Here is an 18,975-nt window from a genome sequence, read left to right as displayed (position 1 = left end):
ATGACCGATCTGGCTTGGCCGCGGCCGGCGCGTTTCGCCGGCCGCATCTTCGTCGCCGCCGTGCTGGCCGCGCCGCTCGTCGCGCATGCGCTGCCCGGCTACGACGACGTGCGCCGCAACTGGCGCAGCTCCGACTGGGTGCTGCTCGCGCGCGACGGCACGCCGCTGCAGCGCACGCGCATCGACCTTGCGGAACGGCGTGGCGACTGGGTATCCCTCGCCGACGTATCGCCTGCGTTCCGCGAGGCGATCGTCGTATCCGAGGACAAGCGCTTCTACGAACACAGCGGCGTCGACTGGCGAGGGATTGCCGGCGCCGCGTGGGGCAACCTGTGGAACGAGCGCACGCGCGGCGCGTCGACCGTCACGATGCAACTGGCGGGCCTGCTCAGCGATTCGCCGCGCCGCTCGGGCCAGCGCTCGCTGCCGCAGAAGGCCACGCAGGCCGTGAACGCGCTGTGGCTCGAACGCAGCTGGCGCAAGGACCAGATCCTCGAGGCCTACCTGAACCTGGTGCCGTTGCGCGGCGAGACGATCGGGCTCGGCGCGCTGTCGCAGGTGCTGTTCGGCAAGGCGCCGTCGGGCCTCGACGCGCGCGAGGCCGCGATCGCCGCCGCGCTCGTGCGGGCGCCCAACGCGGCCCCCGCGAAGATCGCCGAGCGCGCGTGCCGGATCCTGCGCGACATGCATGCCGAACAAGCCTGCGCGTCGCTCGACGGCTACGTGCAGCTCGTCGTCGCACGCCCGGCCCATACCGTCCGCGACGACGGCGCCGCCCTCGCCCCGCACTTCGCGCGGCGCATCGCGGCCGAGGTCAAGCCGGCAGCCGGCGCGCAGGTCCGCACGACGCTCGATGCGCCGCTGCAGCGCTTCGCGCGCGACACGCTGATGCGCGCGCTGACCGAACTGAACGCGCCCGCGCACCGGCGCAACGTGCAGGACGGCGCGGTGGTCGTGATCGACAATGCGACCGGCGAGATCCGCGCGTGGGTCGGCTCGTCGGGGGCGCTGTCGAGCGCGCGCGACGTCGATGCCGTGCTCGCGCCGCGCCAGGCCGGCTCGACGCTCAAGCCGTTCCTCTATGCGCAGGCGATCGATGAAAAACGGCTGACGGCCGCGTCGCTGCTCGACGATGCGCCGATCAACCTCGCCGCGGGCGGCGGCCTGTACATTCCGCAGAACTACGACAAGGATTTCAAGGGCTGGGTGAGCGTGCGCAGCGCGCTCGGCGGCTCGTTGAACGTGCCGGCCGTGCGCGCGCTCGTGCTCGTCACGCCGCACCGCTTCGCGCGCACGCTGACCGCGCTCGGCCTGCCGCTCGCGCAGGAAGGCGATTACTACGGCTTCAGCCTCGCGCTCGGCAGTGCGGACGTCACGCTGCTGTCGCTGACCAACGCCTACCGCGCGCTCGCGAACGGCGGCGTCGCGCGCCAGGTCGTCGACCTGCCGGCCGCGGCACCGATGCCCGCATCGGGCGCAACGGCGCCCGCCCGGACGGACGCCGGCACGCGCGTGTTCAGCGAGGCGGCCAGCTTCGTCGTGACCGACATCCTCGCCGACAACAACGCGCGCGTGCGCACGTTCGGCTTCGACAACCCGCTCGCGACGCGCTTTTTCTCGGCGGTCAAGACCGGCACGAGCAAGGACATGCGCGACAACTGGACGATCGGTTTCACGTCGCGCTATACGGTCGGCGTGTGGGTCGGCAATGCGGACGGCTCGCCGATGTGGGACGTGTCGGGCGTCACGGGCGCGTCGCCCGTGTGGTCGGCCGTCGTCGGCTACCTGCACCGCGACCTGCCGAGCCGTGCGCCGCGTGCGCCGGCCGGCGTCGAGACGCGCCGCATCGCGTTCGAGCGCGACATCGAGCCGGCCCGCAGCGAGTGGTTCATCGCGGGCACGGCGGTCGACACGATCCGGCTCGCGGCGCCCGTCACGCCGGGCAAGGACGGCGCGCGGGCGCCGCTGACGATCGGCGCGCCGACCGACGGCACGATCTTCGCGATCGATCCGGACATTCCGCCGAAGAACCAGCGGATCTGGTTCGAGCGCTCGGCCGGGCGCGCGACGAAGTTCGCGTGGCGGCTCGACGACAAGGTGATCGGGCACGCCGATCGCATCGCGTGGCTGCCGTGGCCCGGCCGGCACCGGCTCGAACTCGTCGATGCGCGCGGCAACGTCGCCGATGCGATCGGCTTCGAGGTGCGCGGCGCATTCGCGAAGCCGGCCGCGCCGCGCAAGCCCCGAGCCGGCGAGCCGGACTGACCGGCCGGCCGCATTCGCCTTCGCCCGGTTCACGACCTAGAATGACAGCAGCGCCGCATCCCCGACGCGCACCGGTTGCCTCATTCTCCCGATTGCCCGCGACCATGAACATCCGCCACGAACGCTTCACCCGCCCCGCGCTGGGCGCCTTGTGCGTCGCAACGCTCGCCGCCCTCCAGGCCTGCAACGGCGAGGCCTGCTTCGGCGTCGATGTCTGCTTCGACGACAACACGCAAACCGTCTCGCTGTCGGGCACGGCCGCGACGGGCGACCCGCTCGCGAGCGCACAGGTCACGGTCAATTGCGCGGCGGGCTCGGCGACGACGCTGACGGACGGCGGCGGCAACTACCGTGCGACGCTCAACGCCGCGCTGCCGTGCGTGATCACCGTGGCGGCGGGCGGCGCGAGCCTGCATTCGCTCGCCTACGCGGGCGGCACCTTCAATACGACGCCCGAGACCGAGCTGATGCTGGTCTACCTCGCGGCGCAACTCGGGACGAATACGGCCGGACTGATCGGCAATTTTCAGGGCACCCTGCGCTACCAGCGGGCGATGAACAGCCCGGACACCGTGCAGGCCGCGCAATCGGCCGTGGTGACGAACCTGCAGCAGCGCTATGCGGTCACGCTCGCCGCGCCGGCGTTCCTGACCACGTCGTTCGTGGTCGGGCAACCGGGCGTCGACGGCGATCTCGTCGCGCTGGCCAAGGCCGGCGCGATCGATCCGAACGGACTGCCGGACCCGGTTGCCGTTTCGCTCTTGCAGCAGGCCGGAGCCGCGCATCCGCTGTAAGCACCGCGCGGCTGGACAGGAATCGACCGTCAGGCGCCCGCTTCGCGCGCGTCGTCGGCCAGCAACGCCCAGCGCTCGTGGTCGCGCCATTCGCCGCCGATGCGCAGATAGCGCGGCGACAATCCCTCTTGCCTGAACCCGAGCCGTCGCACCAGCGCGATCGACGCATGGTTGCCGGGCTGGATATTCGCTTCCAGCCGATGCAGCCCGAGTTCGCCGAACGCGACGTCGATCGCCGCGCGCAACGCATCCGTCATCAGCCCCTTGCGGCTGAAGTCGACCATCCCGTAATAGCCGAGATAAGCGCTCTGAAACACGCCGCCGACGATCTCGTTGAGGTTCACCACGCCGACCACCGCGCCCGACGCCCGCTCGCGCGCGACCAAGCCGACGTTCGGCCCCGTCAGGCAGCGGGCGAACCATTGATCGAACCCGGCCTGATCGATGAACGAATCGACCCACGGCAGATGATGATTCCGGCTCGCGCGGTTGCCGGCGATCAGGTCGGCGGCGTCGGTCCGCGCGACGCGATTCAGCAGGATCCGGTTCATGAGTCGCTCGACAGCCGGCAATTAAGCCGCCTCCCCGCTTCCGCACACCGCCGGCGCCGCCTGCTGCCGCGACAGATACCGCAGCAGCTTCGTCACCATCCACACGACGATGAACGACAACGCGACGAAGAACACCGCCAGCGGCGTCAGCACGTGAATCGACACGAAGCCGGCGAGGCCCATCATCGCGGACGACACGAGCAGCAGCGCGCAGCCGAGAATCGCGCTCGTCAGCCCGGCGATATGCGGAAACAGCGAGTTGCCCTTGGCCATCAGCGTCGGGTACATCGCGCCCGCGCAGAAGCCCATCACGAGCACCGGCGTCGCGAGCGTCCACACGCGCAGGCCGATGGTCAGCGCCAGTACCAGCATCGCGATCGACGCGCCCGCCATCACGCGCGCGCCGATGCGCAGCCGTTGCTCGGCGCTCGGCAGCCCGCGGCCGTGAATCCGGTTCGACAGGCCGCCGAGGAAATACATGAGGCCGATGCCGAGCGCGAGATAACCGAAGAAGGTCGGCGGCTTGTGCAACGTGGTCTGTACCATGAACGGCCCGACGATGTTGAACACCAGCAGGATGCTGTAGCACAGCCCCTGTGCGAGGAAGCAGCTCTGGAACACCGGGCTGGCCAGCACCTTGCCCGTGTTCGCGATCAACGTGCGCGGCTCGAGATGCACCGGTTTCGGCAAGGTTTCGCGGTAGCGCCACAGCAGCGCCCACATCGCCAGCGAGTAGACCAGCAGGAACACGAGGCACGCGCGCCAGCCGAACCATTCCTGCAGGTGCGCGCCGATCACCGGCGCGATGATCGGCGCCAGTCCCCACGCAATCGACATGTACGTGAACGCGTGCATCAACGCCTGGCCGGAGAACGAATCGGTGATGATCGCCTTCGCCAGCAGGTTGGTGGTCGCGATCCCGAAGCCCTGCAGGCAGCGCGCGAGCACGAACGTCTCCAGGTTCGGCGCGCCCAGCGACAGCAGGCAGCCGATCGTGTAGATCACGAGCCCGAACGCGAGCACGCGCTTGCGTCCGTACGCGTCGGCGACCGGCCCGAAGATCAGCTGGCCGAGTGCGTAGGCCGCCATGTAGCCGGACACGCTCGACTGAATCGCCTGCGGCGTGGTCGCGAACGAGCGCGCCATGTCGGGCAGCGCGGGCACGTAGATGTCGATCGCGAGTTGGCCGGCGGATGCGAAAAGGCAGATCAGGAACAACAGGAAGCGCGGCGAATTCGACTCGCGCGCGGGAGTGAGCGTGGCGTTCATGACGGCTGGGAAGGAGGTGGGCAGCAGTGCCGCCCCGTCAATGTTCGAACGTCGAACACGCGTGCGGTCGTGGCGAATTCCGTATTGTGCCCGTTGTTGCACCGGGCGACAGGATTCCCCTGGCGCGGGCGAGGTTGAATGCCGATTGCGGCCCGTCCCGGAATGGGCTGACCGGGGCGCCCTCAGCGGTTTTAATGTTGATTTAAGCCGACGGCTGCATTGTGTCGGATGGCTCACTCCGTGAGCCGCACGTCATTGTTGATTCGATCAGTCTCGTTTGATGGAGATACGAAGATGCGATTCCGTTCGTATATGGCGGCGGGCGCGCTGGCGCTGGTGCCCGTGTTCGCCCTCGCCGGACAGGCCGGCGCGGCGGCGGCCGCTCAACCGATGTTCGTCAATGTCGACGGGCAGGCCGTGCCCGTGAAAGCCGAAACGCGCGTCGTCCAGACGGCGGTCGGCCCGATGAAGGTCAGCACGTGGAGCTGGCGCAGCCCGCAAGGCGGTGCGAGCTTCGAGATGCAGACGACGTCGTCGGGCGGCATGCCGCCCGCGGCGGCGTTGCGGCAAATGCAGGCCGCACAGTACCGGCTGCAGGCGGCACAGGCCCAGATGGTCGCGATGCAGCAGCAGATGATCGCACTCCAGCACATCGCGCTCGCCAACGCGTTCGGCATGCCGATGCCGCAGCCCGTCGGGTTCGCGATGCCGGCGTGGGCCGTTCCCCAACCGGTGCTCGTCATCGTACCGGCGCAGCCGCCGGTGCCTTCGGCGGCCCCGGCCACGCCGGCCGCACCCGCCGCACGCGGGCCTGAAATCAAGGCCTGACGCGCGCTTCCGGCGCACGAGCGACCGGGCTGCAAAGCGAAACCGCCGGCATGTGCCGGCGGTTTTTTATTTGCGGAGCGCCGGGCGTTTCGCCGAACGCGGCGCATGCCGCCTCCCCGCTCCTCCGTACTTTCCTCCGATTGACACACCTCCCCGCCTTCCCCCTATACTCGCCGGAGCGCCAGTTAATTGTTGAACAATCCAGCATGCGAATTGACGCCTGACCGGCCACCACCAAGGGTTTAAGCCGGATCGCCGCATCTGCCAACCTTTGCCGAGAGTACCGTGTCATGTCGAACTATCCCGCCGCCTACCAGGTCACCAAGGGTTCCGTCCTGAACGTCGACAAAGCCTTTTATTCCGCGATCGCCCAGCGCCAGGACGCGCGCGAACGGATCGCGTCGCACGTCGTGCCGATCCGCAGCGGCTTCGCATGGACGGTGCCGGCCGGCCACGTATTCCGGATCGTCACGCTCGAAGGCCCGCAAGTCGCCGACTTCAACATCTGGAACCTGCACAATCCGCGCGAACGCATGTGGGCGTCGCGCACACGCCAGTTGCAGGCCGCGCACGTGACGACATTCGACCGGCTCTGGTCGACGCTACCGTACCTGCGCCCGATGGTCACGATCACCGACGACACGCTCGCCGGCTACGGCGTCGACGGCGACGGCGGCCGCGTGCACGACCTGCTCGGCACGCGCTGCGACCCGTACGTGAACAAGCTGCTGACCGGCGAGGATTTTCATTTCCACTGCCACTCGAACCTCGTGCGCGCGGTCGCGCCGTACGGACTCACCGAATTCGACGTGCACGACGTGCTCAACGTGTTCCAGTGCACGGGCCTGAACGACGACGACAAGTACTTCATGAAGGCGTGTCCCGCGAAGCCGGGCGATTACCTCGAATTCTTCGCCGAAATCGACGTGCTGTGCGCGATGTCGACCTGCCCCGGCGGCGATCTGTCGGTGCCGATGTGGGGGCCCGACGCACGCGACCCGATCGACGTGTGCCGGCCGCTCGGCGTCGAGGTGTACCGGCTCGACCCGAGCCTGCTCGAAGGCTGGTCGTCGCCGTCCGTCGCGCCGTACCGCGGTCACCACGGCATGCAGCCGCCGCAGGCCGACTGGCAGCACGACAGGACGGCGTAATCGGGCCCGCAGCCCGTAGAATGGCGAAACGCCGCCGGCCTGCCACGCCGGCGGCACACAATCAGCAGAGGAGCGGACAAACGGAATGGCAAGCGAAAAAGCGAGAGGACAGTCGGTCGCCGACCGGATCAGCCATCAACTGCGCGAACACATCATCAGCGGCAAGCTGCCGCCCGGCACGGCGCTGATCGAGATGGACCTCGCCGCCGAGTACGACACGTCGCGCAACTCGCTTCGCGAAGTCCTGCATCAGCTCGGCCGCGAAGGGCTCGTCACGTTCGTGCGGCACAAGGGCGTCGTCGTGCGCACGCTCAATCGCCAGGACGTGCGCGATCTCTACGTCGCGCGCCGCACGCTTGAACTGCATGCGCTGAACACGGCCGAACTTGCGCAGCCGGCGCTGCTCGAAAAGATGCAGACCGCCATTCGCGCGGCCGAGCGAGAACTCGACAAGGAAAACTGGCAGGCCGTCGGCACGCACAGTCTGCGGTTTCACCAGCACATCGTCGCGCTGCAGAAGTCGGCGCTGCTCGACGAATTCTTCCGGACCATCTCGGCGCAGTTGCGTCTCGTCTTCGCCGCCGACCCCGACGAGAAGCGCGTGCAAACGCCCGACTGGATCCAGCGCGACTACCAGATCTACGACCTGCTCACGCAGAACCGCCGCAGCGAAGCCGTCACCACGCTGGCTCGTTATCTCGACGATTCCGAACGGATGCTCGTGGAAGCGATCAAGCGCAGCCATCGCGAAGCAGCCTGAATCCGCGCACCGCACGCCGCTGCGTGCCGCACGATGCGACGCGCAGCGGCCCGGCGGCACGCGTGATCAGGCTTGCCGTTCGGCCGGAAGCGCGTAGCTGCCGTCTTCCCGATGCGTCTCGCACCCCGTCAGCGGCGGATTGAACACGCACACGAGATGCAGGTCGCCGCGCGTCGCGCGCAGGATATGCGGATCGTTCAGGTTCAGCGCGTAGATCGTTCCGGGTGTGATCCGATGCACGGCGCCGGTCGCCGTGTCGACCACCTCGCCTTCTCCGGCCACGCAGTAGTTGGTCTCGAAGTGGTTCTTGTAATGCAGATGCAGTTCCGCGCCTTCATGCACGCGCGTTTCGTGGACGGAGTAGCCGACGCCGTCCTGCTTGACGATCATGCGCTTGCTGTCCCAGCCCGGTCCGCGGGCGTGACGTTCGGTATTGGCGATATCGGCCGATCTTACGACGATCATGAACACCTCTGAATCGTGACGATGAAGAATGGCAAGGCAGGCCCTGCCCCCGGAAAACGCGTCATGCGGAATCGGTCAGCGCGCGTTCGACCACGGCCGCGACATCGAGCAACCGCACGTCTCCGCCGCGGCGTCCGGTGATCAACAGGCCGACGGGCTGCCTGTTCCGCAAGTCGCCCGGCACACTGATGCTCGGCAGATCGAGCCGGTTCGCGAATTCGGTCAGCCTGAACGCCCGCGCATTCCGTGCGAGATACACGCCTTCGTCGGCCAGATCGGCCACACGCGGGGGCAGCATCGGCACCGTCGGCGTCAGCACGGCATCCGCGTCGCCCAGTTCGGTGTGGTACGTGTCGGCCAGCGCGGCGAGACGCAGCAAAGCCGCCGCATAGTCGTGCGCGCGCACGTGCTCGCCTGCGGCGATGCGCGGGCCGACCAACGGATCGTAGCGATCCGCGGCCGTTGCGAGACGCGTGCGATGCAGCATGAACGCTTCCGCGGCGACGATCCCGCCCGCGCGCGCCACCGCGCCGGCCTCGGCCACGCAATCGAGCCGCTTGCGCCGGATGCGCGCACCGTGCGCGGAGAGCCGCGATAACCATGTGTCGAACGCGCGCCCGACCTCGGGATCGAGATCGTCGACCGCGAATGGCTCGGGCACGATGAAAGTGAAGTCGCGAACGGTCGCCGGCGCTGCCCGTTGCACGGCGCGCCCGTACAGCGCGGCGTCCGCGCGCCGGCACAGGCCGACCGTCGCGGCCAGCAAGCCCGGTACGTCGAAGGTGGTCGACAGAAACTGCATGCCGCCGGTTGCATAGCGTCCGCGCGACGGTTTGAATCCGGTCACCCCGCAAAATGCCGCCGGAATGCGCGCGGAACCGCTCGTATCGGAGCCCACCGCCAGGTCCGCAGCACCGAGCGCCACCGACACCGCCGCGCCCGAACTCGAGCCTCCTGCGACCCGCTCGCGCCGTGCATCGAGCGGTGTCGCCGGCGTCCCGTACGCGCGGTTCACGCCGAGCGCGCCATATGCGAACTCGGTCATCGCGGTCTGCGCAATCAGCACCGCACCGGCACGGCGCAGCGCCGACACCAGCGCAGCATCGGTTCGTGCCGGGGGCGCATCGGCCAGCACGCGCGACCCGGCGTGCGTGACCCAGCCTTCGCAATCGAAGCAGGCCTTCACCGTCAGCACGGTGCCGGCCAACGGTGCTGCGATCGCCCCGCGCGGCGACGCATCCCATCTCCGCGCTTCCGCGATCGCCGCTTCATCACGGCGCGCGAGCCATGCCGTTCCGATGTCGAAGGGATACGCGTCCGCGCGTTCCAGACAGGCGAGCAGGTGCTCGGCACACGCAGGCTCGTGCCTGTCGGGCAGCCGGAAAGTCGTCGGGTCCATTCCTGCTCCGATCCGGTGGTTCGTCATGCGAAGTGAACGTGCTTCAGAAAATCCTTCACGCGCGCATCCGAGCTGCCGCGAATCCGCTCCGGCGGCACGTCGTACAGGATGCGTCCGTTCTCCATGAACACGATGCGGTCGGACACCTTGAACGCGAAATTCATTTCGTGGGTCACGATGATCATCGTCATCCCTTCTGCCGCCAGGGTCTCGACGACCTTCAGCACTTCACCGACGAGTTCGGGATCGAGCGCCGATGTCGGCTCGTCGAACAGCATGATCGACGGCCGCGTCGCGAGCGCGCGCGCAATCGCGACACGCTGCTGCTGGCCGCCCGACAACTGGTGCGGATACTTGTTCGCATGCTCGAGCATCCCGACCTTCGACAGCAGCGACAGCGCCTGCAGCCGGACCGCCGCCGTATCGGCCTGCCGGTGATAGCACGGCGCCATCATCACGTTCTGCAGCGCGGTGCGATGCGGGAACAGGTTGAAGCTCTGGAACACCATGCCGATATCCAGGATGCGCTCGTGCGGCACGCGCGGCGGATGCGAACCGGACGCGCGGATGAACGATACGCCGTACAGGTCGATCTCGCCGGCATTCACCGGCGCGAGGCCGTTGATGGTGCGGATCAGCGAGGTCTTGCCGGAACCGGACGGGCCGATGATCGACACGACCTGCCCGGGCGCCACGTCGAGATGAATGTCCTTCAGCACCTCGTGGCGGCCGTAGCGCTGCTGCACACCTTTCACGCGCAGCGCGAATTCCGCGCTTGCCCGCTGCCTGGGCGCGATGGCGGGCACCGACAGCGGCAGGTCGAGATTCGCGTGGCCTGACTGCACGGGTGTGCGTCGGCTGACGTCGAGGTGCCGCTCGAGATAGCCGAGCAGCCGGCTGAACACCGTGACGATCAGCACGTAGTAGAAGGCGACGGCCAGCATCGTTTCGAACACGAGGAAGTTCTGCGTGTAGAGCCGCTGTCCGACGAGCAGGATCTCGGCGAGCGATATCACGGACACCAGCGACGTGAGCTTGACGATCGTGATGAACTCGTTCGCAAGCGCCGGCAGCGCGATGCGGATCGCCTGCGGCATCACGATCAGCCGCTGGATGCCGGTAAAACGGATGCCGAGCGCACGGCCGGCCTCGAGCTGCCCGCGCGGCACCGACAGGATCCCGCCGCGATGGATTTCCGCGAAATACGCGGTTTCGCTCAGCACCATCGCGATGAGGCCGGCCGTGAACGGATCGGACAGCACCGCGCTGGTCGCGGGAACGACCTGCGGGAGGTTGTAGATGAAGACCAGCAGCACGAGCAGCGGCAGGCTGCGGAAAAACCAGATGTACCCGGCCGCCGCGCGCTTCAGCAACGGCCGGTGCGACTGCCGCGCGAGCGCCACCGGAAATCCGAGCAACACGCCGAGCCCCCACGCGGCGACGCTGAGCTCGACGACCACGACGCACGCATGCCAGAAATCCCTGTCCCACAACAATTGCAACGCATAGTGCCAATCGAACTGCATCGAAGACTCCTGAACCCCGAAGGGCGATGCGGCCGCGCTGCGCGGCACGCGATGGTCGGGTCGTGCGTGCGTCGTCCCTGCTGCGTGATTACTTCGCGGCGCCCAGCGCACCGGCGACGTCGGCCGGTGTGGGCGCCTGCAACCCGTATTTCTTCACGAGACTGCCGTATTCGCCGCTGCGCTTCGCATCGTTCAGCGCACCCTCGAGCGCAGCCTGCAGGCCGCTGTCGCCCTTCGTCACGCCCAGCCCGATCACGACCGGGTACAGCAGCGTCGTCGAACTGATTTCGATGCGCCCGTTCGTCTGCTTCGTCATCCCCTGCGCCACGGCCGCGTCCTCGATCTGCACGTCGACCGCCTTCGCCATCAGCGCGGACGTCGCTTCCGGCGACGTCGGGAACTCGAGGATCGCGATCTCGCCGAGCCCGGCCGCCTTGCAGGCGTCCTGCGAGACCGCGCGCAGCTTCGGCGTCCACGACGCGCCCTTGATCGAGCCGACCCGTTTGCCGCACAGGTCCTGCGGCGTCTTCGGCAGGAATGCGCTGCCTTTTGCGACGACCAGCGACGCGCCCGTCTTCAGGTACGGCACGAAATCGACCTGCTTCACGCGATCGGGCGTCACATAGAGCGCGGACGCGACGACGTCGAAGCGGCGCGCCTTCATCCCGAGGATGAGGTCCGGAAAACGCGTATCGAGAAACACCGGGTCCAGCTTCAGATGCTGCGCCAGCATCCGCGAGAACTCGGCGTCGAACCCGGCGGGCTTGCCGGCGTCCAGGTACGCGTAGGGCGGATACGTGAGATCCGAGCCCACCAGCAGCGTGCCGGGCCGCACCGTCTGCAGCGGCGCCGCCGCTGCGAGCGAGCACGCGAAGGCCAGCGGCGCGAGCGCGCCGCGCAGGAAACGTCGAAGCGAAAGACGAGCAAACATGGCGAGGCTCCTGGGTTATTCGACGCTCGCGCTGAAACGTCACAACGCCTCCCGCACGCCGCCCTGTGCGGCTTCCCGGGATTTTCCGTCGAAAATTGTTGAACAATTTCGGCCGATTCTGACCAGTTCAAATTGAAATCTGAATTCGGGTTTACGCGGCACATGGCGTCAGCGGACGCGCCACCGGCGTGCACGCGCATCCGGCAGTCCGGCGCGCGGAACGGGTCAGAAAAAAGGAGAAACGAACTTGCGGAGACGAAGCCCAGGGCGGGCCGTCGCGTTGCGCCGCCGCGGGCACGATGCGGCCCGCGGGAAGCATGAGGCGGATTTCGGCATCCGGCACGAACAGCGCCGAGCGGGTTCGCCGCCGCCGGCGGTACTGCTTCGCAGATCGGGCGGCGAGCGGGATTCGGGCATCCGGCGTAGCAAAGCGAAACCGCCGGCACGTTGCCGGCGGTTTTTTATTTGAGGCGCGATGCCATCACGGCGCGTCGATCAATACTGCGCCTGGTCGGTCGGATTCTTGAACAGCTGCTTCATCTCCGGCGACAGCGGATAGTTGAGGCTCACGCCTTTCGGCGGAATCGGCTGCATGAACCACTGGTCGTACAGTTTCTCGGCCGCGCCCGAAGTCTGCATCTTCGCGATCACCCCGTCGACGACACGCTTGAACGCCGGATCGTCCCTGCGCATCATGCACGCATAGTTTTCGTGAACGAGCGGCGTGCCCGCGACCGTGTACGCACCGGGGTTGCGGTCCTTCGCGATTTCGCCGTACAGCAGCGGCTCGTCCATCACGAACGCCACCGCGCGGCCCGTCGTGACGTTCATGAACGCTTCGGCGTGGTCCTTCGCGCTGATGATCGTCATGTTCATCGCCTTCTCTTCGTTGAGCTTGCGCAGCAGGCGCTCGTCCGACGTGCCGGCCGTCGTCGCGACCGTCTTGCCGGCCAGGTCCGCAAAGTCCTTCACGCCCGAATCCTTGCGCGTGCTGAAGCGGATGCCGTACAGAAAGATGCTGTTCGAGAACGCGGCCTGCTTTTGCCGTTCGAGCGTGTTCGTCGTCGATCCGCATTCGAAGTCGATCGTCCCGTTCTGCAGCAGCGGAATGCGGTTCTGCGACGTGATCGGGATTTCCTTCACGGCGAGGTTCGGCAGGTTCAGATCCGTCCTCAGCTGGTCGATGATGCGCGACGCGATGTCCCGCGAATAGCCGATGTTCTTCTGCTGGTTGTCCGAATACGAAAACGGCACCGACGACTCGCGAATACCCAGCGACACGACGCCCGTGTCCTTGATCTTCTTCAGCGTACCGGTAAGGGCCTGCGCGTGCGCGGTGCCGGCCAGCGCGCACGCGAGCGCGACAGCGAGCCAACGGAAACGGCGATCCATGCTTGTCTCCTGACGAAACGTTGAGCGAACCGCGATCGTACGCCCGACAATATTCGCGTCACATCAGGGCAAGCGTAAGCAACGTGCCGCCGCGGCCCGATCCCCGAAAGATCTTTTCCGTGCCGCGCAAACCGGCTCGCGCGCCCCGTTTCGCCCGACCGGCCGCGCGTGCACTCGGCCGCCCGTCTGTGCCAGTCGTTCCAAACGCGCGTTCATGCCGCAACGCAGCAACGTAATCGTTTGCGGCACCCCCCGTTTTTCTCGTGAAACGCACTCAAGAAGCCGCCGCGCACGCCGTTACCCAGTGCATGGCGCGTCGCAGCAACCTGCTGCAACCGTCAGACAAAAACACAAGGTCCGGCTCGGCCGGACCGGCGCCACCGCCGGCACGACGGTCATCTACGAGGATCGAGTTTCAACATGAGAACCAAGCGTTTCAATTTCGCGCTGGCGCGCCCCGCACATGCGCGCATGCTCGCCGGCATGCTGTCCGCCGCCGCCCTCCTGCCCCTCGCCGGTTGCGGCGGAGGCGGCGGCGACGGCAGCAACCCGTCTTCGTCCAACGCGTCGCCGGCGCCGGCGCCCGCTCCTGCGCCGGCGCCCGCACCCGCACCGTCGAACCCGCCGGCGTCGTCCGGCACGAATGCATGCACGTCGCAGCAAGCCGCCGTGCAGATGGCCGCGCAAACCGCACCGGTCGAGCCGCCGGTCGATCACCTCATCGTCAAGCTGAAGACGCTGACGGCCACGCGCGCGATGGCCGCCGTCGACACCGGCTCGCGACTCGACGCGGTGATCCAGCGCGCGATGACGCGCTGGACGGCCCCGGTGGCCGGCAGCGCACGCGCGTACGCGAGCACCGTCGCGCAAACGCCGGTGAACGTGCAGGTCGAGCGGACGATCTCGAACGGCGCGGCCGTGCTGTCGCTCGGCCAGCGCATGGCCGCCACCGACGCCGCCGCGCTTGCGCAGGCGTTCGCGGCCGACAGCGATGTCGACTACGCGGAACCGGATCACCCGATGCAGATTCGCGACACGCCGAGCGACCCGCTCTACAACCAGCAGTGGTACCTGTCCGACCCGTCCGCCGGCATCGACATGCCGCCCGCATGGAACGTCACCAAGGGTTCGCCGACCGTCGTCACGGCCGTGCTCGACACCGGCTACCGGCCGCACGGCGACCTCGTCGGCAATCTGATACAGCAAGGCTACAGCTTCATCAGTAACGTCAACACCAGCAACAACGGATTGACGCGCGGCCCGGACGCCACCGATCCGGGCGACTGGGTCACGCAGCAGGAACTCGACAACGCCAACGGCCCGTACTATCACTGCGCAAGCCAGCCGAGCAACAGCAGCTGGCACGGCACGCGCGTGATGGGCGTGATCGGCGCGACCGCCAACAACGGCACCGGTGTCGCCGGCGTATCGTGGCTCAGCCGGATCCTGCCGGTGCGCGTGCTCGGCAAGTGCGGCGGCGTGACGAGCGACATCGCCGACGGCATGCGCTGGGCGGCCGGCATCCCCGTCAATGGCGTGCCGAACAACCCGAACCCCGCGAAGATCATCAACCTGAGCCTCGGCGGCGTCGGCGCATGCAGCACGACGTTCCAGCAGGCAATCGACGACGTGACCGCGAAAGGCGTGACCGTGGTCGTCGCGGCCGGCAACGACGGCCTGTCGACCGGGCTCGACCAGCCCGCGAACTGCCGCGGCGTGATCACCGTCGGCGCGACCGACGCGACGGGCCGCCGCGCATCGTTCAGCAACTTCGGCGCCGATGTCGCGCTGAGCGCACCGGGCGTCAACATCCTGTCGACGTCCAACGCCGGCGCGACGACGCCGGGCTCGGACACCTATGACGTCGCGAACGGCACCAGCCTCGCGACGCCGCAGGTGACGGGGGCCGCCGCGCTGATGCTGTCGGTCAACGGCAACCTCACGCCTGCGCAGATCCTGCAGAAGCTGCAAGGCGGCACGCGTGCGGCAAAGCTCGCGGCCGGCACGTCGTGCACCGCGATGCCGGCAGGCTCGGGCATCCTCGATGCAGGGGCCGCCGTCGCGAAGGCGAACCAGTAACCGTCGCTTCGTTCGACGCGGCCGCGCGCATGCCATGTCGGCATGCGCGCGGCTGTTTCCTTGCGGGCTGCGAGGCACGCTTGCGACCACGCACCGGCTCGATCAAGCATCTCGAAATAACGCCTGACAAAAAGGTTGACGCTTCGCACGGCGAGCCATTACCATCGCCCCCGTCTAGTTACATGGAGTGTTCTGTGAACACCGATGCGAGTTGTAGTTGGTACGTCACCAACTTGACTGCTGCCTGAGGAAAACGCGCAGAGCCTCGTCTTCTGCCGCATCCCGGGAAGCAGGATGCGGCGTCCTTCCGGCCTGACCACGGGCCAGATCTCCCGCCGAATTTTCGATGTTGTCGAATGCACGCGACGCGCCGTCGCGCGTGTGCGTTCGTGTTGCGCGCGGCGCCAGCCGCGTGCGCTCTCCGTTCGCGTGCCGTCCGGCCGCGCGCCTCGTCACGCGCGCCGCAGCCGGTCGCCCGTGCCGACTCTCCACAACCGACAGGAGTGCAGATGAACTCAGACGACAGTAGTCGATTACCGCTCGCCGGTGCGACGCCGCGCATCGACACGCCGTCCGCATCGTGCGCGCCGGCGAGCGTTCCCGCCTTTACCGACCCACAGCCGATCGCGCCTGACGCGACGCGGCGGGGAGCGCTCGTGCGTCGATGACGTCAAGGCCGCGCCCCGCCCGCCGCCTCGTGCGCAAGGAGCGACTCATGACGACACGACACACCCCCTCGCACAAGAAACAGCGCGGCTTCATCAAGGCAGGCGCCGGCCAGCAGAACGAACCGCGCATCATGCGCGCCGCGCAGGAAGCCGCCCGCCCGCTCGACGACACGCTGAAGTCGCTGCGCGCCAGCACGCGCGGCCTCACCGACGACCAGGCCGCCGAGCGCCTGCAACACGACGGCCCGAACGAAATCGCGCACGACAAGCCGCCGCACTGGACCCGCCAGTTGCTGCTCTCGTTCCACAACCCGTTCGTCTACGTGCTGCTGGTGCTGGCCGCCATCAGCTTCTTCACCGACGTCTATTTCGCGGCGCCCGACGATCGCGACTACGTCGGCATGACGATCCTGCTGACGATGGTCACGATCAGCGCGCTGCTGCGCTTCGTGCAGGAATTCCGTTCGCTGCGCGCGGCCGAGAAGCTCAAGGCCATGGTCCGCACGACGGCGACCGTGCAGCGCACGGTGAGCGGCACGGCCGAGCCGTCGCGCCGCGAGGTGCCGATGCGCGAAGTCGTCGTCGGCGACATCGTGCATCTTTCCGCCGGCGACATGATCCCCGCCGACGTGCGCCTGCTCGCGTCGCGCGACCTGTTCATCAGCCAGGCGGTGCTGACCGGCGAGGCGCTGCCGGTCGAGAAATACGACACGCTCGGCGCGGTGGCCGGCAAATCGGCGAGCACGCGTGCGGCCGGCGCGGCCAACGACGCGACGGCGTCGCTGCTCGATCTCGAGAACGTCTGCTTCATGGGCACCAACGTCGTCAGCGGCACGGCGACGGCCGTCGTGGTCGCGACCGGCGAAGACACGTACTTCGGCTCGCTCGCGCGCAACGTCGTGAGTCACAAGCGCATCGAGACGAGCTTCGACCGCGGCGTCGCGAGCGTGAGCTGGCTGCTGATCAAGTTCATGTTCGTGATGGTGCCGATCGTGTTCATGATCAACGGGCTGACCAAGGGCGACTGGCTGAGCGCGCTCACGTTCGCGCTCGCGGTGGCCGTGGGCCTCACGCCCGAGATGCTGCCGATGATCGTCAGCGCGAACCTCGCGCGCGGCGCGGTCGCGATGGCGCGCCGCAAGGTCGTCGTCAAGCGGCTGAACTCGGTGCAGAACTTCGGTGCGATGGACGTGCTGTGCACCGACAAGACCGGCACGCTCACGCAGGACAAGATCATCCTCGAACACCATCTGGACCTGTCCGGCCACAAGAACGAGGACATCCTGCGGCTCGGCTGGCTGAACAGCTTCCACCAGAGCGGCCAGAAGAATCTGATCGACATCGCGGTCGTCGCGCGTGCCGACGAGATCGGCGAACGCGTGAAGCCGCAGGGCTACAAGAAGATCGACGAACTGCCGTTCGACTTCGTGCGGCGCCGCCTGTCGGTCGTCGTCGAGGATACGCGCGGCACGCACCTGCTCATCTGCAAGGGCGCAGTCGAGGAAATGCTGGCGGTTTCCACGCACGTACAGGATGAAGACGGCGTGCGCCCGCTCGACTTCGTGGCCCGCAAGCGGCTGCTCGAACAGGCCACCGCGTACAACGAGGACGGCTTCCGCGTGCTCGTGCTCGCCACCCGCGAGATCCCGCGCGGCGACGAGCGTAAGCAATACCGCACGGCCGACGAACGCGATCTCGTCGTGCGCGGCTTCCTGACTTTCCTCGATCCGCCGAAGGAGTCGGCCGCACCGGCGCTCGCCGCGCTGCGCGAGAACGGCGTCGCGGTGAAGGTGCTGACGGGCGACAACCCGACCGTCACGATCAGGGTGTGCCGCCAGGTCGGCCTCGAGCCCGGCAAGCCGATGCTCGGCACGGAAATCGAAGCGCTCGACGACGCCACGCTCGCGCAGGCGGTCGAACGCACGACCGTGTTCGCGAAGCTCACGCCGCTGCAGAAAGCGCGCATCGTCAAGGCGCTGCAGGCGAACGGCCACACGGTCGGCTTTCTCGGCGACGGCATCAACGATGCGCCCGCGCTGCGCGACGCGGACGTCGGCATCTCGGTCGACAGCGGCGCCGACATCGCGAAGGAAACCGCCGACATCATCCTGCTCGAAAAGAGCCTGATGGTGCTGGAGGAAGGCGTGATCAAGGGCCGCGAGACGTTCGGCAACATCCTCAAGTACCTGAACATGACGGCGAGCTCGAACTTCGGCAACGTGTTCTCGGTGCTCGTCGCCAGCGCGTTCCTGCCGTGGGAGCCGATGCTCGCGACGCAACTGCTCGTGCTCAACCTTGTCTACGACACGTCGCAGATGCTCTTGCCGTGGGACAAGATGGATCCGGAATTCCTGAAGAAGCCGCGCAAGTGGGAAGCCGGCAACATCGGCCGCTTCATGCTGTGGGTCGGGCCCACGTCGTCGGTATTCGACATCACGACCTACGTGCTGATGTGGACCGTGTTCGGTGCCGGTGCGATGTATCACCTGAACGGCGGCGCGAGCGGCCAGATCGTGATGAATTCGGGCTGGTTCATCGAGAGCCTCGTGTCGCAGACGCTCGTCGTGCACCTGCTGCGCACGCAGAAGATCCCTTTCCTGCAGAGCACGGCGTCGCTGCCGGTGCTGCTGTCGACCTTCACCGCGATCGCGATCGGCTGCTGGCTGCCGTTCTCGCCGTTCGCGCAAGCGCTCGGCTTCATGCACCTGCCGGGCACCTACTGGCTGTGGCTCGCCGCGACGATGGTCGGCTACATCGTGCTCGCGCAGATCGTCAAGACGATCTACGTGCGCCGCTACAAGCAGTGGTTCTGACGGTTCCGACGGCGCGCCGATGACGACGTGCCGGCCCGTGCCCGCAGGCGACGAGCGGGCCGGCACGGCGTGCGCGTCGAGCCG

General features: G+C 67.7%; 14 protein-coding genes. 7 read left to right on the top strand and 7 right to left on the bottom strand.

Annotated elements, in window-relative coordinates:
- Both pbpC and HWX62_RS10740 read left to right on the top strand, forming a co-directional pair.
- Complete coding sequence (gene pbpC, locus HWX62_RS10745) at positions 1-2,265, top strand: penicillin-binding protein 1C (protein ID WP_175928615.1); 2,265 nt, start codon at positions 1-3, stop codon at positions 2,263-2,265.
- 104 nt (positions 2,266-2,369) lie between these two features.
- Complete coding sequence (locus tag HWX62_RS10740; RefSeq protein WP_175928616.1) at positions 2,370-3,059, top strand: hypothetical protein; 690 nt, start codon at positions 2,370-2,372, stop codon at positions 3,057-3,059.
- A gap of 29 nt (positions 3,060-3,088) precedes the next feature.
- Here the strand turns inward: HWX62_RS10740 and HWX62_RS10735 are convergent, their stop codons facing one another.
- Entirely contained in the window at positions 3,089-3,610 is a 522-nt protein-coding gene (locus tag HWX62_RS10735; protein WP_175928617.1) for a GNAT family protein, read from the bottom strand.
- Positions 3,611-3,631: 21 nt separating this feature from the next.
- Complete coding sequence (locus HWX62_RS10730; protein ID WP_175928618.1) at positions 3,632-4,879, bottom strand: multidrug effflux MFS transporter; 1,248 nt, start codon at positions 4,877-4,879, stop codon at positions 3,632-3,634.
- A 294-nt stretch (positions 4,880-5,173) separates the two neighbouring features.
- Here HWX62_RS10730 and HWX62_RS10725 point away from each other — a divergent pair, with 294 nt between their 5' ends.
- From HWX62_RS10725 to HWX62_RS10715, 3 genes are all read left to right on the top strand, one after another.
- Positions 5,174-5,707, top strand: coding sequence for a hypothetical protein (locus HWX62_RS10725; RefSeq protein ID WP_175928619.1), 534 nt, complete (start codon positions 5,174-5,176; stop codon positions 5,705-5,707).
- Between the two features lie 290 nt (positions 5,708-5,997).
- Positions 5,998-6,858 (top strand): DUF1989 domain-containing protein, encoded by an 861-nt coding sequence (locus tag HWX62_RS10720; RefSeq protein WP_175928620.1) that lies wholly within the window; start codon positions 5,998-6,000, stop codon positions 6,856-6,858.
- Between the two features lie 85 nt (positions 6,859-6,943).
- Positions 6,944-7,618 (top strand): GntR family transcriptional regulator, encoded by a 675-nt coding sequence (locus HWX62_RS10715; protein WP_175928621.1) that lies wholly within the window; start codon positions 6,944-6,946, stop codon positions 7,616-7,618.
- Between the two features lie 66 nt (positions 7,619-7,684).
- Here HWX62_RS10715 and HWX62_RS10710 read toward each other — a convergent pair whose 3' ends face one another.
- The 5 genes from HWX62_RS10710 to HWX62_RS10690 form a co-directional block, all read right to left on the bottom strand.
- Complete coding sequence (locus HWX62_RS10710) at positions 7,685-8,083, bottom strand: ectoine synthase (protein WP_175928622.1); 399 nt, start codon at positions 8,081-8,083, stop codon at positions 7,685-7,687.
- Positions 8,084-8,144: 61 nt separating this feature from the next.
- Positions 8,145-9,482, bottom strand: a complete 1,338-nt coding sequence (locus HWX62_RS10705; protein WP_175928623.1) for an amidase family protein — start codon at positions 9,480-9,482, stop codon at positions 8,145-8,147.
- 23 nt (positions 9,483-9,505) lie between these two features.
- Positions 9,506-11,008: an amino acid ABC transporter permease/ATP-binding protein gene (locus HWX62_RS10700; protein WP_175928624.1), complete on the bottom strand. Its 1,503-nt coding sequence runs from the start codon at positions 11,006-11,008 to the stop codon at positions 9,506-9,508.
- Positions 11,009-11,096: 88 nt separating this feature from the next.
- A complete protein-coding gene (locus tag HWX62_RS10695) occupies positions 11,097-11,939 on the bottom strand; it encodes an ABC transporter substrate-binding protein (RefSeq protein ID WP_175928625.1) in 843 nt (280 codons plus the stop codon).
- 495 nt (positions 11,940-12,434) lie between these two features.
- On the bottom strand, positions 12,435-13,331 hold the full coding sequence (locus tag HWX62_RS10690; RefSeq protein ID WP_175928626.1) for a glutamate/aspartate ABC transporter substrate-binding protein: 897 nt from the start codon (positions 13,329-13,331) through the stop codon (positions 12,435-12,437).
- Positions 13,332-13,751: 420 nt separating this feature from the next.
- Here HWX62_RS10690 and HWX62_RS10685 point away from each other — a divergent pair, with 420 nt between their 5' ends.
- Together HWX62_RS10685 and mgtA are read left to right on the top strand one after the other, a co-directional pair.
- Positions 13,752-15,410 carry a S8 family peptidase gene (locus HWX62_RS10685; protein WP_175928627.1) on the top strand — a complete coding sequence of 553 codons (1,659 nt, stop codon included), beginning with the start codon at positions 13,752-13,754 and terminating at the stop codon, positions 15,408-15,410.
- Between the two features lie 715 nt (positions 15,411-16,125).
- Complete coding sequence (gene mgtA / locus HWX62_RS10680) at positions 16,126-18,891, top strand: magnesium-translocating P-type ATPase (protein ID WP_175928628.1); 2,766 nt, start codon at positions 16,126-16,128, stop codon at positions 18,889-18,891.
- The last annotated feature ends 84 nt before the right edge of the window (positions 18,892-18,975 follow it).

The organism is Burkholderia sp. BCC0506 (assembly GCF_902833145.1).
GTDB lineage: Bacteria > Pseudomonadota > Gammaproteobacteria > Burkholderiales > Burkholderiaceae > Burkholderia.
This window is presented reverse-complemented; position numbering and strand designations above follow the sequence as displayed.